This is a genomic window from Maribacter sp. 4G9 (assembly GCF_002742265.1).
Lineage (GTDB): Bacteria > Bacteroidota > Bacteroidia > Flavobacteriales > Flavobacteriaceae > Maribacter.
Genome location: NZ_MDGL01000186.1, coordinates 48,562 through 63,842 on the forward strand (window position 1 = coordinate 48,562; position 15,281 = coordinate 63,842).

A 15,281-nucleotide genomic window follows, 5' to 3' on the forward strand; every position below is an offset into this window, starting at 1 on the left:
TTCCATTTTGATATGCTAAAAGCCTTTAGAATCACTGCAATATTAGAAGGAATATCCTATTTGGCCTTATTTGGAGTGACCATGCCCCTGAAGTATTGGGCGGAAATTCCTGGGCCCAACAAATGGGTTGGGTATGCCCATGGCTTTTTGTTTATTGCCTTTATTTTATTGGCCATCATTGTTTGCTACAACAAAAAATGGGGATTTAAACGCTTGGCAATTTTTGGAATTGCCTCCTTGCTTCCATTTGCAACTTTTTATGTGGAGGAAAAATATCTACGGTAGACTTTGTTCAACTACCTTGTAAATTTTACCATCAAAACTACAAATATAGAGTTCGTTGTCTTGATCCGTTCCAAAGGAGGCGATAGGCAGACCGGTTTCAAACAATAATTTGTTAGTAGGCCCAGCCCCGGATACATTGTCCAATGCCCATATCCTGCCGGATATGAAGTCCCCATAAATATAATACCCAACCAAGGAAGGGTTTAGGTTTCCCCTATACACATAACCGCCCGTCACAGACCTATCATTATTGCCATGACCATATTCAAAAACGGGGGCAATCCTACCGGTTTCGTCACAATCCTGGGCGTTATAGCACGAAGTTCCCTCCAAGATGTTCCAGCCATAATTTCCTCCAATTTCTATAATATTGATTTCCTCTTTTTCCCCTTGACCAACATCGCCTGTCCATAAATTCCCGTTCCGTACATCAAAAGAAAACCGCCACGGATTTCTAAGGCCATAGGCATAGATTTCAGGTCTGGCATTTTCAGTGGTTACAAAGGGATTATTAGCGGGTATGGCATAGTTCAAGCCGGAATCCGTATTGTCAACATCGATACGTAAAATGGCACCCAACAGGTTTTCCAAATTCTGCGCATTGCCATCAGGATCGCCGCCAGAACCTCCATCGCCAGATGCAATGTACAGATAGCCATCAGGTCCAAATCCAAGCTGACCTCCGTTATGGTTGGTGTAAGGTTGGGGAATTTGCATCAAAAGTGTCTCACTGCTTGGATCGGCCATATTAGGATCGATATCCATTGTTTTAAAACGGGAAACTACACTCAAATCGCTCGATGGAGTATAGCAAACGTAAAAGTAACCGTTCGATTCAAAATTTGGGTGAAACGCCAGGCCCAATAACCCCAGTTCGTCTGAACTGGCTATGTTTCCGCTCATATCAAGAAACGTACTTGATTCTGTGACTTCAGTATTGTTTTCGAATACCTTTATAGTACCTCGTTGTTCCACCACAAAAATCCTATCGGTACCATCATTGGGGCTTTGCAGATCTAAGGGCCTTGAAAAGGAAAGATTGGGAAAGGCATTTACTATGGAAATGCTTTCATCCTCAATTGGTTTAAGATTTATATCATCGGAATTACTACAGGATGAAAAAAAGAATATTAAAACAAGGAATAAAATTGAAATAGGTTTGTTCATAGCATAAAATTTTATGTATCTACGAAAAACAAAGGCTCCTTGGATCTATCTGAATAATTTCCTTTTATAAAAAACTGCGGATGGCCAAGTCGTAACTCTGTAGCCCAAAACCTAAAATCACCCCTTTGGCCCCTGGAGAAATGTAGGACACATGCCGATAATCCTCCCTGTTATAAGTATTGGAAATATGCACCTCCACCACTGGTGTCCCAATGGCCTTAACGGCATCACCCAAGCCTACCGAAGTGTGGGTATATGCGGCGGCATTAAGGACTATACCATCATACTCAAAACCTACTTCCTGCAGTTTGGTAATCAATTCACCTTCAATATTGGATTGAAAATACTCCAATTCCACATCCTTAAATCGGAATTGAAGTTCAGAAAAGTAATCTTCAAAGGTTTTGTGGCCGTATACTTCGGGTTCCCTTTTTCCCAATAGGTTGAGATTGGGGCCATTGATAATGATAATCTTCATGAAGTTAAAAGTACTAATTATTTGAACAAAAAAAAGTGGCATTCAAGGAATACCACTTATAAAATAATTCTCTCGAAATCTTCTAAAACAGGAACAAATACCCTAAAAGTACCGTACCAAAAGTTACGTCATCAGTAACAGCCATATAGGATATATTCAATTCTGAGGAACCTCCGCTCAAGTCGATACCTATGGACGGTCTATAATACAATCCACCTTTATTACCTTCATTTATCCCGATGGCATAGCCTACATCCCCACCAAATTTAAAACCAGAGGTAGGATAGATTCGTACCGAGGCACCGGCCGGAATAAACTGTATATTGTCAAATTCCGATTCTACCGAAACACTCCCAGAAGAAATGGTCTGTTTTTCTCCAAAGGCATTCATAAAGCCCGTAGTAAGACCCAAGTCTATTTCCTTGGAAATACCCCAATGGTGATAGATATCCAAACCTAAATTTAAGCTATAAGCCTCGGAATAATCTCCCACTACAATACCTCCGACCAATCCGGCCCTGAAATTTGTACGGTCTACATATTGAGAAGTACCATAGAACCCTATTCCAACTATAAATAAAAATGTCGCTAAACTTTTCATGGTTGTTGTTTATTACACAGTAAACATAATGTGATTTTGACAACTGGCTAATTTTAAGTTGTGACAGTGGAAATAATGGTGGTAAAAAAGGGGATATTAAAGGTGTTGTATATTGAAAGACTTCGAAATAACCCCAACTTACCCAAGTACAAAAAAAGGCGAAGGTGTCCCTTCGCCTTCAAATACAGATATATTTTATTTATAGAAAATAAACCACGGAGATAGCAAAAACCCTGTTTTTAGTCTTTAAATCCTTAATTGCATTGACGAATCCATTAGAATACCTAGCTTGAAAATAGAAATTTTCGTCCAAACGATATCCGGCACCTATTCCCAAGCCCAAGTCAAGACCGTTCGTTTGGTCAAAGGTCTGACCCCCTACAAAAGTGTTTCCGTCCAAATTATTGGACAACATTAAACCAAGATAGGGTCCTGCCTCTATATACAGTTCGTCAAACACATTATATTTTGCCATTACAGGAATGTTTAAATACCAAAAATTTAAATCATCCTGAAAAAAACCCCCACTTCCTTGGAGTGAAATAAGCGCTTCTGGCTGTATCATAATGTTATCACTAAAAGGAATCTCCAAAACCCCTCCAAGATGAAAGCCAGCCTTTGGGTCAAAACTATACAGGGCATCCCCTCCTAACGTGGAAAGGTTCAATCCCGCTTTGGCCCCAAATCTTGTAACATCCTGCGCTTGGATTGCGTAGCATCCCAGTAATACGAAGGACGCCATAAAAACTATTTTTTTCATGTTCATTATTTTAAAGGTTGCTTTTTCAAATATATTAATCTTTGATTATCTGTTTCATAGTTTTACGATTCCAGAAAGCCAATACTAAAAATTACCCAATCCCATAAGCTACGGGTTTTTATTAAGGGGAACAAGAATACGTACCATCATAAAAGTGGATACCAATGAACCACCATTACGTTTTAAATGGCTGATGAACCCAGATGACCAAACACCTAAAAATGTTTGATACCCCAAAGTCTTCGTTTTTGTTTAATTTAAGTCGCTCCTAAAAAAAGTATAGCACCCCAATTTGTAGTGTGGCATTGTTTACATCCAAAGAACCACCTAAGGGACCATCGTACCTGTCAGTTAAGGAAATACCGTACCTCCCTTGAACAGTAAACTGATCCGTAACATCAAATCCCAAACCAAAGCCAAGTTCAATAGCCGTTGACTTCAACACGTCATCAATGTTGCCATTGCTACCAACAACACCTTGTATGTCACGTATAGACTGTTTAATGTCGTTGAGGTTAGTAGAAAAACTAAATTGGGGTCCGGCCTGTAAAAAGAACTTGCCTGCCGCATAGTATTTAGCCATAACGGGGAGGTAAACAAATCCTAAATCACCCGCACTGCCATAAGTAAGTTCCGGTTGGATATGAAATTTTTCAGAAGCTGCAATATCGCCGGCAACACCAATATAGAAACCGGTTTTGTTAATGGCATCAATATTGGCCAAGTTAAATCCAAGTGCAGAAATGTTTATGTCCGCATTGGTGTTCAAAAGACCACCTGAAAGTCCAAATTTAACGGGGGTTTGGCCTTGAGCCGATGAAAGGCAAATTACCAAAACAAAAAAAAGCATTACATTTTTCATAGTGTAAAAGTTAGTGTTATTACTATTTCAAATATAAAGAACTTGTGTTAATCCCAACGACCTTGAACACAATTTGAGAAATGGGACATTCCAAATAACACTGCAACTACAACATATGGCCCTAAACCCTATCTTTGACCTATGGAATGGAAAGAGGCCTTAAGGGACTATGAGCACTTTTTAAGACTAGAGCGTGGATTGGCGGCCAACTCGATAAAAAACTACAAATGGGACGTTGAAAAGTTGATCGTTTACCTTACAAAACATCAAATTAAGACATCGCCCCAAGCAATTTCAAAGGATATCTTACAACAATTTATTTACGAGACGGCCAAAGTAGTAAATCCACGTTCCCAAGCCAGAATTATATCCGGGCTCAAAAGTTTTTTCAACTATATGGTCTTCGAGGATTACAGGGAGGACAACCCGTTGGATTTGATTGAATCCCCTAAAATAGGCAGAAAATTGCCAGACACCCTTTCCGAATCCGAAATTAACAAGCTTATTGAAAATATCGATTTAAGCAAACCCCAAGGAGAACGTAACCGGGCCATGTTGGAGACCTTGTATGGTTGCGGCCTGCGGGTATCCGAACTTATTGGCCTAAAACTATCGGACCTTTATTTTGAGGAGGATTTTATTAAAGTAACGGGCAAAGGAGACAAACAACGGTTCGTGCCCATTAGTGACATCAACAAAAAATATATTAATATTTACCGAAAGGAGGTACGCGTGCACCAAGAAATAAAAAAGGGGTTTGAGGATACCCTTTTCCTGAACCGAAGGGGCAAGCAATTGACAAGGGCCATGGTTTTTACGATTATTAAAAACCTGGCGGAAAAAATTGGCCTACATAAGAACATAAGCCCACATACTTTTCGTCATTCCTTTGCCACCCATTTATTGGAAAATGGTGCCGATCTTAGGGCGATCCAACAAATGCTGGGACATGAGAGCATTACGACAACGGAGGTATACATGCACGTTGATAGAACGCATTTGGCAGAAGTTCTAAATAAATTCCATCCAAGAAAATAATCAAAATTTAATCTTTCCCTTAAGCGTATATACCTGGGGCATGGGTATCAAATGTTCTCCATAGGCTCCTATGGGAGCGTTATTTATTTGGAAATTACTTTGAGCCTCCATGGTAAAGTTTTCATTGACTTCATACCCTAAACCGGAGATAACACCAATCCGTGGAGGGGCCTGTTTCCGGGATTCTAAACCTGGATATTTATTAAAGCTAAATTCTGATTCTATACCAGAAAACAAATACCAATTATCATCCAAATATTTTTTTAACTGAATATCGGTTCTAATACGGTCAGATAGAATATAGGTGTCGTAAAAAGTATTGAGCTCTGCCCTTATGGTATTTGTAATGGGATATTTCAAATGAAAGGAACTGTGTTGTTCCCCGCCAAAGAAAATAGGATACCCAAATGATTCCAGTTGTAGGCCTTCATTTGGTCTAGGTTCCCCTGGCAATCCAATATTTTGGGAAAATACATTGGCACCTAGAAAGAAAAGTATACATGTATGACGTAGGTCCATAAGCCTATACCGTTCCTATAAAGAAAAGATAAAATGATATTCAATGGACCTTGCTTATGAAAAGTTTAACGAAGGATATTGCTATATTAATCCCTAAACTGGTCGTAATTTCTTTTAAACGGACGGATAATTAGTCTCGCCTCGCGATCAAATCGGATATAATTATACACCCAGTTAATAAATACCACAACCCTGTTTCTAAAGCCTATAAGGAAAAATAGATGCACGAACATCCAAACAAACCAAGCAAAAACACCTTGAAACCGAATATTCTTTAAATCACATACGGCCTTATTTCTCCCCACTGTGGCCATGCTGCCCTTATCCTTATAAACAAATGGTCTTAGAGGCTTGCCATTGATCAATCGTACCAAATTTTCCCCTAAATTTCTTCCCTGTTGTATGGCCGGCTGTGCCATCATGGGATGCCCCCTGGGAGCCTCTTCACTTTGCATACAGGCAATATCCCCTATGGCAAATATCTCAGGATAGCCTATTACCTGATTGAATTCATTAACGGACAATCGATTGCCACCAGCAATCAACTCCTTAGCATCCAATCCTTTAATAGTGGCCCCCTTGACCCCTGCCGCCCAAATTAATGTAGCGGTCTCAAAGGTCAAATCGGTTTGGGTTCGTACCGTTTTACCATCATATCCCGTGACCCTAACATTTTTCCAGACCTGAACTCCCAATTCCTCGAGAAAATCCTCGGCCTTTTTGGATGCCTGCTCGCTCATGGCGTCCAAAATCCGGTCTCTGCCCTGTATTATATTTATCTGGGCCCTACGTGTATCCAAATCGGGATAGTCCTTGGGCAAAATTCCCTTTTTTATTTCTGCCAAGGCTCCGGCCAGTTCCACTCCCGTGGGACCTCCTCCTACGATTACAAAATTCATAAGAGCGTCGCGTTCATGATACTCATCCGTGAGTAGTGCCTGCTCAAAATTCTCTAAAATGAGACTCCTAAGATTCAAGGACTGTGGAATGGATTTCATGGCCATGGCATGTTTTTCCAATTCCGTATTCCCAAAGAAATTGGTATGGGAACCCGTGGCTACGACCAAGTAATCATAGAAAAGTTCACCAATGGTGGTTTGTAGCAACTTCTTTTCAGGAATAATTTCAATCACTTCGGCAAGTCTAAAAAAGAAATTATCGTAACCTATCAATACCTTTCTTAAGGGATAGGCGATGGAATCCGGTTCCAATCCGCCAGTGGATACTTGATAAAGCAAGGGCTGAAACGTATGATAATTGTTCTTGTCCAAGAGTACCACCTGTACTTCTTGTTTCCGTAGTTTTTGAGCCAAGGCAATTCCTCCGAAGCCCCCTCCAATGATGACAACTCTGGGATTATTGGAACGAGGTATGTTCATAGTATAAAAGTAAGCCCCAAAATTAAACAAACGAGGTTCCAATAGAAAAGAATATAACGATTTTAGTAACTTTAAGGACTAATTCAAATAAATAACCCTAGCATGCGAAAATCAATACCAATGCTCTTAGTTTTTTGTACCTCTGTACTTTCTATGAGCGCCCAAAACACCAAAAAGGATGTACTGCAATCCATAGATCAAAAAAGTGAATCCTACGGTGAGATCTCACAGGCAATTTGGAACCTGGCCGAGATGGGCTACCAAGAGGAAAAAAGCTCTGCCCTATTGCAAAAAACGTTGGAAGAGGCCGGTTTTACTATCAAAACGGGGGTGGCCGGAATACCAACAGCCTTTATTGCGGAGTATGGCAGCGGCAGTCCCATCGTTGCGATTATGGGCGAATATGACGCCTTACCCGGACTCTCGCAAGAGGCGGTTGCGGAGAAAAAATCGGCGGGTGGCGCTGCAGGACATGCCTGTGGACACCATTTATTTGGAACGGCTTCCACCGCTGCCGCCATTGCCACCAAGGACTGGATGGTGGCCAACAATAAACAAGGTACTATTAGGTTTTATGGAACGCCGGCTGAAGAAGGAGGATCTGGTAAGGTATATATGGTAAGGGCGGGACTTTTTAATGATGTGGATATAGCATTGCACTGGCATCCGGGTGCCCAAAATGCGGCGAATGCGGGTGCGGCATTGGCCAATAAATCGGCCAAGTTTCGTTTCCACGGATTTTCGGCACATGCCGCTGCCGCTCCAGAACAGGGCCGTTCCGCCTTGGACGGTGTTGAGGCCATGAACATGATGGTCAATATGATGCGCGAGCATGTATTGTCGGATGCCCGAATTCATTACGTTATAACTTCCGGAGGAAAGGCACCTAACGTGGTACCCGATTTTGCAGAAGTTTACTATTATGCCCGTCATGCGAAAAGAGATGTGGTCATAGATATTTTTGATAGGATCGTGAAAGCTGCCGAAGGCGCCGCGTTGGGAACTGGAACGACTATGGATTATGAGATGATAGGCGGCACCCATGAATTGTTGCCTAACCTTACCTTACAAAAAGTAATGTTTGACAATCTGACCGAGGTAGGCGGTTTTGACTATACCCTAGAAGAAAAAGCATTTGCAGACAAAATTGCGAAATCCTTGGGCAAGGATAATGCCGATATCAGTGTCGCCAAAAACATACAACCCTATAAAACCGAAGCTAAACCAGGAGGTTCCACGGATGTTGGGGATGTAAGTTTTACGGTTCCCACCGTAGGTATGAGTGCTGCCACTTGGGTGCCGGGAACTCCAGCACATAGTTGGCAGGCCGTAGCCGCCGGAGGCACTTCCATAGGTAAAAAGGGAATGATGGTCGCTGCCAAGACCTTGACCCTTACAGCCATCGATATTTTTTCCGACAAAAAACTGGTTGAGGCCGCCAAAACCGAATTCAGGGAAAAGCGGGGATCTGATTTCAAATACATTCCGCTTTTGGGAGATCGGGAGCCTGCCTTGGATTATAGGAATTAATATGCCCCTAATCATAGAAAGTGCACAGGTAATCTACTGTGCACTTTTTATTTATTTGGGTATTCTTTGTAACATTTCCCAATTATCAACTACTAATACCACAACAACAACCAACCATTAGTGGATAAAGAACTGGAACATAGTTTTGTGACAGAGCTGCAGGACAATCAAAATATTGTCCACAAAGTATGTACGTTGTATACAAATGACAAGGAATCTCACAATGACCTGTTTCAAGAAATAACCATTCAATTATGGAAGGCATACCCCAAGTTTAGGGGAGAGGCCAAGTTCAGCACTTGGATGTACAGGGTAGCATTGAATACTGCGATTACCCTTTATAGAAAATCCAAAAGAAGAATAGATACGCAGGATTATGAGTCGGTCATTTTTAAAATAAAGGCCGATGAATATGATGAAACGGAAGAGCAACAATTAAAATTGATGTACAAGGCCGTACGGCAATTGGGCGATATTGACAAAGCGTTGGTATTTATGTATCTCGAAGACAAAAACTATACGGAAATCGCAGAAACATTGGGTATTACAGAGGTGAATGCCCGTGTAAAGATGAACCGTATCAAAACAAAATTAAGAACCATTTTGAACCCCTAGGTTATGACGGATGAGTTGGACTTATTAAAAAGGGATTGGCAGAAAAAGGAAGTAAACCTGCCCAAGCTTTCCTATTCAGACATTCATAAAATGATTTGGAAGAAATCTTCTTCTATCGTTAAATGGATATTGATTATCAGTATTTTGGAATTTGCCCTGCCCCATTTGCTGTATCTTCTTCCATCTATGCAAGAAGGAATGGAAGTTTATAGGAAAATTGGTGTGTCCAAGTATTTATTTTGGGCATCCGTAATAACCTATGCGGTAATTTTTTATTTCATCTTCCAATTCTACCAGAGATTCAAGGAAATTTCAGTATTGGATAGCTCAAAAAATCTAATGCGTAAAATCATAAGAACAAGAAGAACGGTAAAACATTATGTGATTTTTTCCCTTTCGATGGTACTGGTAAACGTTTTAATCATGGTCGTTGGAATTGCCCTGAGTGATAGCGTTCTCAGTGCTTTTCCAGAATTAAAGGATAAGCTTGGACACATCTCTCCAGACAATTTAAAAGTCACCTTGATGTTATCGGTTGGAATTTTTGGGATAGTATTGACCTTTTTTATGGGAGGTGTTTATTTTCTTCTTTACGGATTACTGCTAAGAAAACTGCACAAAAATTATAGGGAGTTGAAGCAGTTGGAATTATAAGCTAACTACTTTTCCAACGTCTTTGTTGGTTCTCTTCCTCATAGGCCAGCAACTCCTCTTTGGAAATGACTTTTAAGAAGGAAGGGTGCTGTTCAATGGCATATTCCAATTTCTCTATGATGGATTCCGTCGACTCGTTTTCATAATCGATTTCCAACGGTTCTTTGATGACCATGGATTGCAAAATCCCTTTCTTTTTGACCCGTAGCCCCTTTTTATCAAAGGAGCGTCTAAAACCATCGATAACTACGGGAACCACTATGGGCTTGTATTTTTTTATGATATGGGCCGTACCTTTTCTAAGGGGTTTCCAAGCAGTGGTGGTTCCTTGGGGAAAGGTAATGACCCAACCGTCCTTAAGTGCAATACCAATATTGGAAATATCGCTCATTTTTACCTGTCTGTTCACTTCTTTGCCCTCAGACCTCCAAGTTCTTTCTACGCTGATAGAACCAGCATAGGCCAAAATCTTCGTCAGTAGGCTTTTTTTCATGGTTTCCGCTGCGGCGATGTAATACATATTGAGCTTGGGCTGCCAAATATAGCCTACATTCTTTATCGAATCCTCCCTACCGCTTAAGCTAGCGTTAAAAACATGGAACATGGCCACCACATCCGCAAAATAGGTCTGGTGGTTGCTTACAAAAAGGACATTGGTATCGGGCAGGTTACGAATAATCTCCGATCCCTCTATCTCCAACTTATTAAATCGCTTATACCTTTGGTGGGACATGAGGCCTAATATCCGTATCAACCATTTTTTTAGATAAAGGTTATGCCCAAAAGGGTTTTTCTTAAACAATCCCATAGTCGCTAAAATACTAAATACTACTTATAACACTTGCTTTAATAAATCTTTAATCTCGCTCAACATCATGGCAGTGGCGCCCCAAATAATATAATCGTTTAATTTAAAGGCCGGTACGTCAATTTCCTTGGCGTACGAGGTACTCATTTTTTTTGTGGTCAGGTTGATATCCCCTAAAAAATCCGTCAAGGAAATCTCCAATAGGGAGGCTACTTCAGATTCCTGAATCTTGAACGGTTTTGGTTTTTTATACAGACCGATAAAAGGTTGGACCTCAAAATTACTTGGAGGAATATACACTTCTGAAATAGTCCGAACAATTTCCACATCCTTGGGATTCACCCCAACCTCCTCATAAGTTTCCCTTAGAGCGGTAATTCTTAGGTTCCCATCTTCCTTTTCCGCCTTACCCCCTGGGAATGCCACCTGATTGGAATGTACCCCTTCATATGTTTTCCTTAAAATACACAAAAGTTGTGTCCTATTTTCATTTCCTGGATAAAATAGGGCCATCACCGCCGCCTTGCGAGGATTGTCCCTAACCATCCTACCTTCCATTAACTCCCTTATCCTAAACTCTGGGGCCATTTTGTAATGCGAAATTTCGCCTGGAAGTGGTAAATCCTTTATTTTTGAAATCCGTTGCTCAAAAAAGTTGAAATCCATGCGTATAAAGACTTTCTACTATTTTTTCATATTCCTTACGGTACCATTCATCAGTTGTAAAGATAAGCCTCAAAAATCTGAAACCCCATTGAAAACCGAAATAAAAGAAGTGGATTCTTCTGCCCAGGCGACCCAAGAAACCAAGGAGGTGGAAGAAGATACCTTTGAACTCACGGAAGAGAACGCCATCGATTTTTTCTTCAATTACCAAAAAGACCTCAAGGTCAACAAGGTAAAAATGACCACGAATTTTGGAAGCTTTGTCATACAGCTCTATGACGATGTTCCCTATCACAAGGCCAATTTTATCTATTTAACGAGAAAAGGATATTTTGACTACACCCAATTCCACCGTGTCGTAAAGGATTTTATCATACAAGGGGGCAGTTCGGACGATCAAAAAACGGCCGACAAGCGATGGGACATTGGTAGATACCTGCTTCCACCGGATACAAAAAAAGGATACAGCCACCACAGGGGAACCGTGTCCATGCCCAGTAGTGAAATGGACAATCCGCACAAACTGGCCTCCCCTTATGAATTCTTTATTGTGGTCACCGATCCGGGTTCCTATCATTTGGATGGGGATTTTACGCCTTTTGGGAAGGTAATCGAAGGGATGGACGTTGTGGATAAGATTAATTCCCAACCCGTTGGCAAGGGAGACTGGCCCCAACAGAACATCTATATTACCAAGGCAGAGGTTATGGAGTAACGCATCATTTGGCGTAAATACTGGGCAGGGCTATCTTAAATTTCACTGCCAAGAGCCGCAAAACTATGATACAGATAATTCCCGTGATGTTCGCAACGTCTGGATTTACGGGGAATCGGAGCATCAAAAAATAGATACCGCCACCCAGGATACATACCGTCGCATAAATTTCTCGTCTAAAGATTACGGGGATTTCATTGCAAAGTATATCCCTAATTACCCCTCCAAAACAGGCGGTCATCGTACCCAAGGCAATACACATAATGGGCAATAAACCCGCATCCAGCCCTTTTTGTATCCCGATCATCGTATAAAGACCAATGTCGATGGTATCAAAAAGAAACAGGGATTTTCTAAAATACTTTAACCGTCCGGCAAAAAGAATGGAAAAAATGACGGTTACGATAATAATGATAGTATAGTTTGGCTGGGTCATCCAGCCAACAGGCGTGTTGCCGATCAATACATCCCGCAGGGTACCTCCACCAACTGCGGTCACAAAGGCAATTATGAAAACCCCAAAGACATCCAAGCGCTTGTCCATGGCCACCAGTACGCCCGATATGGCAAAGGCGATGGTTCCTAAAACGTCGATAAGGGAGTAGAGCATATACTAAAGTTGCCGCGTATAATAACTGTAATCCTTGATAACGATATCCACAAATTCTATGGGTTGCAGGTCGCTAGAGATTTCGGTTACTTTTTTTATGCGGTTGTTCAACGACAAAATTACACGATGGTTTCCATTTCTTCGGGCGTTATCGTACAAGTTTTTGATGGTCTGCATCTCATTGTCCTTAAAAACCGTAACCTGTGGAAATTTTGGTGTGTAATCCGAAGGTAGTTCACGAAGTAGCGTATCCCTCAAAAAAACCTTTCTTTTCTCGCTGATGACCGTAGTACCGGCAGCTATGTCGCCCACCCGTTGTCCTTTGCCCCGTATTAATATCGTAAAAACGGCTATGCCCCCTGATGTTAGGGTGATGTCCAACATCCGTAGGATCCATCGGATAAAATAACTGGAAAACCCCGGTTTTGTCCCATCCAACTTAACCACCCTTATGCCCAAAAAATTCTTTCCTATGGTCTTCCCGTCCATAAAGGTCTCCAGCAAAAAATAGTATAAGAAGGCAGGCAGGCTTAACAGCAAATAAATGGCCCAGGAATCACCTGGCTCCACATCCAGGGCCAACAGCAGCCAAAACATGAGAACGTAGTAAATAACAATGATGAGGGTGTCTATGATGTAGGCCAGGATACGGTCCCCAAGATGGGCCGTATTCTGGGCAATGCTTATATTTTGAGCTGTTTCTATTTGAAATTGTTCCATTCTTTTGTTTCTTTGGTATAAACCAAGTAGCCAATGCGCGAAGCCGCCTTTGTAAAGCAAAATAAGGACAAATGGTCAACTTTTGAAAGCGCCTTGGCTAACAAAACGAATCTGGACCCAAATGTATTGTCCGATTTATACATAGAGGTTACGGACCATCTAAGCTACGCCAAAACCTTCTACCCCAAAAGCAATACGGAGCTCTATCTCAATTCCCTCGCTTCCCAGGCACATCAAAAAATATACAAGACGAAAAGGGAGCCCAAAAGCCGCATCATTAGCTTTTGGAAAACCGAGTTTCCCTTGATGTTCAAGCATCATCACCGTGAGCTGCTCATCGCTTTATTGGTGTTTCTTTTTTTCTCCTTAGTAGGAGCCTATTCAGCAGCGAACGAAGGTGATTTTGTGCGGTCGATACTAGGTGACGCCTATGTGAACATGACCTTAGAAAACATTGAAAAGGGCGACCCCATGGCCGTTTACAAGCAAATGGGGGAATTTAACATGTTCTTGGGCATTACCATAAACAATATCAGGGTGGCCCTGATGGCCTTCGTATATGGAATTATGCTGGGCGTGGGTACTCTTGTAGTAATGTTACAGAACGGGATCATGCTTGGAAGTTTTCAATATTTCTTCTATGAAAAAGGGCTGCTCTGGGAATCTGTCCGTACCATTTGGATACACGGAACCATTGAAATATCCGTCATAATAATTGCCGGTTGCGCCGGGCTCGTCTTGGCCAATGGCATGTTGTTTCCCGGGACCTTTACCCGTTTGGAATCCTTTAAAAGAGGTGTTAAAAATGGACTTAAAATCATGGTAAGTACCATACCTTTCTTTGTGGTTGCGGGATTCTTGGAAGGCTTCGTCACCAGGCACACGGAAATGCCGGATTGGCTTGCCATTTTGATTATTTTGGCATCACTCGTACTAATACTCTTTTACTACGTTATATATCCATACCAACTCCATAAAAGACATAGATTAAATGAAGCCAAATTTCATTGAGTTCAAAAAACAACGTGACCTTGGGGAAATTATATCGGACACGTTTGCCTTTCTTAGGGCCGAGTTCAAACCCTTTTTTAGTACTTTTTTCAAAATCGTAGGCCCCTTTCTTGCCGTGATGATCGTAGCCCTTGTGGCCTACCTCTATTTTATTGGAAATAGTTTCAACTTTTTAATTCAGACAGACAATGAGGCGGCCGGCTTTGCGACCATTTTCGTTGTCGTTATCGCATATTTAGCATCGGTAATAACGGTCTATACCATGTCCCAATCCACCGTATTGCACTATATAAAATCCTATACTCAGGGTCAGGGCACTACGGATTTTAATACCATACGAAAAGAGGTTTATGGAAGCTTTGGGAGCTTTATAGGACTCGGTATCATGGTAGGGCTCTCAGTAATGATAGGCCTTATGGTCTGTATACTGCCTGGCGTATATCTTTATGTTCCTTTGGCATTATCCTTTAGTATTATGGTGTTTGATAAAATGGGCGCATCGGACTCCTACAGCTATTCCTTTAAGTTGGTAAAGGATGAATGGTGGATATCCTTCGCGACCATCTTCGTCATAGGGATTATACTTTATATAGCCGCCTTGGCTTTTTCATTGCCTACCGTAATATACCAATGGGCAAAAATGGGCATCCTTTCTGGGGAGGTAGATGCGGAAAATGTATTTGAAATCACCACGGATCCCGTGTACATCCTATTCAATATCATTGGAACCGTTGCCCAGTTTTTGCTGAACCTTATTAGCATTATTTCTCTGGCCCTTATTTATTTCAACCTGAACGAAAAAAAGAATTTCACCGGTACTTTTGAACAAATAGAAAATCTGGGGAAATCAGTCGAAGAATAAT

General features: G+C 41.3%; 19 protein-coding genes. 8 read left to right on the plus strand and 11 right to left on the minus strand.

The features are described from left to right. Positions 1-12: 12 nt before the first annotated feature. Positions 13-285, plus strand: a complete 273-nt coding sequence (locus BFP75_RS19710) for a DUF3817 domain-containing protein (protein WP_099547039.1) — start codon at positions 13-15, stop codon at positions 283-285. On the opposite strand, the gene BFP75_RS19715 is transcribed toward BFP75_RS19710, so the two are convergent. The 5 genes from BFP75_RS19715 to BFP75_RS19735 form a co-directional block, all read right to left on the minus strand. Continuing rightward, entirely contained in the window at positions 277-1,452 is a 1,176-nt protein-coding gene (locus BFP75_RS19715) for a PQQ-dependent sugar dehydrogenase (RefSeq protein WP_099547040.1), read from the minus strand. The genes BFP75_RS19710 and BFP75_RS19715 overlap by 9 nt on opposite strands. Before the next feature lie 64 nt (positions 1,453-1,516). Next, complete coding sequence (gene aroQ / locus BFP75_RS19720) at positions 1,517-1,930, minus strand: type II 3-dehydroquinate dehydratase (RefSeq protein WP_099547041.1); 414 nt, start codon at positions 1,928-1,930, stop codon at positions 1,517-1,519. Positions 1,931-2,012: 82 nt separating this feature from the next. Next, positions 2,013-2,531 carry a hypothetical protein gene (locus BFP75_RS19725; RefSeq protein WP_099547042.1) on the minus strand — a complete coding sequence of 173 codons (519 nt, stop codon included), beginning with the start codon at positions 2,529-2,531 and terminating at the stop codon, positions 2,013-2,015. 199 nt (positions 2,532-2,730) lie between these two features. Beyond that, positions 2,731-3,291: a porin family protein gene (locus BFP75_RS19730; protein ID WP_165776646.1), complete on the minus strand. Its 561-nt coding sequence runs from the start codon at positions 3,289-3,291 to the stop codon at positions 2,731-2,733. A gap of 268 nt (positions 3,292-3,559) precedes the next feature. After that, positions 3,560-4,153: an outer membrane beta-barrel protein gene (locus BFP75_RS19735; RefSeq protein WP_099547044.1), complete on the minus strand. Its 594-nt coding sequence runs from the start codon at positions 4,151-4,153 to the stop codon at positions 3,560-3,562. 141 nt (positions 4,154-4,294) lie between these two features. On the opposite strand from BFP75_RS19735, the gene xerD reads away from it, so the two are divergent. Then, positions 4,295-5,191 carry a site-specific tyrosine recombinase XerD gene (xerD, locus tag BFP75_RS19740; RefSeq protein ID WP_099547045.1) on the plus strand — a complete coding sequence of 299 codons (897 nt, stop codon included), beginning with the start codon at positions 4,295-4,297 and terminating at the stop codon, positions 5,189-5,191. On the opposite strand, the gene BFP75_RS19745 is transcribed toward xerD, so the two are convergent. Both BFP75_RS19745 and BFP75_RS19750 read right to left on the minus strand, forming a co-directional pair. Continuing rightward, positions 5,192-5,710, minus strand: coding sequence for a hypothetical protein (locus BFP75_RS19745; RefSeq protein ID WP_099547046.1), 519 nt, complete (start codon positions 5,708-5,710; stop codon positions 5,192-5,194). It abuts the gene before it with no gap. An 86-nt stretch (positions 5,711-5,796) separates the two neighbouring features. After that, entirely contained in the window at positions 5,797-7,089 is a 1,293-nt protein-coding gene (locus BFP75_RS19750; protein WP_099547047.1) for an NAD(P)/FAD-dependent oxidoreductase, read from the minus strand. Positions 7,090-7,209: 120 nt separating this feature from the next. On the opposite strand from BFP75_RS19750, the gene BFP75_RS19755 reads away from it, so the two are divergent. The 3 genes from BFP75_RS19755 (at position 7,210) to BFP75_RS19765 (ending at position 9,888) form a co-directional block, all read left to right on the plus strand. Beyond that, positions 7,210-8,619, plus strand: a complete 1,410-nt coding sequence (locus tag BFP75_RS19755) for an amidohydrolase (protein ID WP_240531850.1) — start codon at positions 7,210-7,212, stop codon at positions 8,617-8,619. A gap of 120 nt (positions 8,620-8,739) precedes the next feature. Continuing rightward, on the plus strand, positions 8,740-9,234 hold the full coding sequence (locus tag BFP75_RS19760; RefSeq protein ID WP_094998008.1) for an RNA polymerase sigma factor: 495 nt from the start codon (positions 8,740-8,742) through the stop codon (positions 9,232-9,234). A gap of 3 nt (positions 9,235-9,237) precedes the next feature. Next, a complete protein-coding gene (locus tag BFP75_RS19765) occupies positions 9,238-9,888 on the plus strand; it encodes a hypothetical protein (RefSeq protein ID WP_099547049.1) in 651 nt (216 codons plus the stop codon). A gap of 1 nt (position 9,889) precedes the next feature. On the opposite strand, the gene BFP75_RS19770 is transcribed toward BFP75_RS19765, so the two are convergent. Then, a complete protein-coding gene (locus tag BFP75_RS19770) occupies positions 9,890-10,696 on the minus strand; it encodes a lysophospholipid acyltransferase family protein (RefSeq protein WP_099547050.1) in 807 nt (268 codons plus the stop codon). A 24-nt stretch (positions 10,697-10,720) separates the two neighbouring features. Further along, positions 10,721-11,362 carry an NUDIX hydrolase gene (locus tag BFP75_RS19775; RefSeq protein ID WP_099547051.1) on the minus strand — a complete coding sequence of 214 codons (642 nt, stop codon included), beginning with the start codon at positions 11,360-11,362 and terminating at the stop codon, positions 10,721-10,723. Between BFP75_RS19775 and BFP75_RS19780 the strand changes: the two genes are divergently transcribed. Further along, entirely contained in the window at positions 11,361-12,077 is a 717-nt protein-coding gene (locus BFP75_RS19780; RefSeq protein ID WP_099547052.1) for a peptidylprolyl isomerase, read from the plus strand. The genes BFP75_RS19775 and BFP75_RS19780 overlap by 2 nt on opposite strands. Before the next feature lie 4 nt (positions 12,078-12,081). Here the strand turns inward: BFP75_RS19780 and BFP75_RS19785 are convergent, their stop codons facing one another. Further along, positions 12,082-12,687, minus strand: coding sequence for a trimeric intracellular cation channel family protein (locus BFP75_RS19785; protein WP_099547053.1), 606 nt, complete (start codon positions 12,685-12,687; stop codon positions 12,082-12,084). A 3-nt stretch (positions 12,688-12,690) separates the two neighbouring features. After that, positions 12,691-13,407, minus strand: coding sequence for an RDD family protein (locus BFP75_RS19790; protein ID WP_099547093.1), 717 nt, complete (start codon positions 13,405-13,407; stop codon positions 12,691-12,693). Between the two features lie 33 nt (positions 13,408-13,440). On the opposite strand from BFP75_RS19790, the gene BFP75_RS19795 reads away from it, so the two are divergent. Next, complete coding sequence (locus BFP75_RS19795) at positions 13,441-14,418, plus strand: stage II sporulation protein M (RefSeq protein ID WP_099547054.1); 978 nt, start codon at positions 13,441-13,443, stop codon at positions 14,416-14,418. Then, a complete protein-coding gene (locus tag BFP75_RS19800) occupies positions 14,399-15,280 on the plus strand; it encodes a hypothetical protein (protein ID WP_099547055.1) in 882 nt (293 codons plus the stop codon). Before BFP75_RS19795 ends, BFP75_RS19800 begins: the two co-directional genes overlap by 20 nt. The last annotated feature ends 1 nt before the right edge of the window (position 15,281 follow it).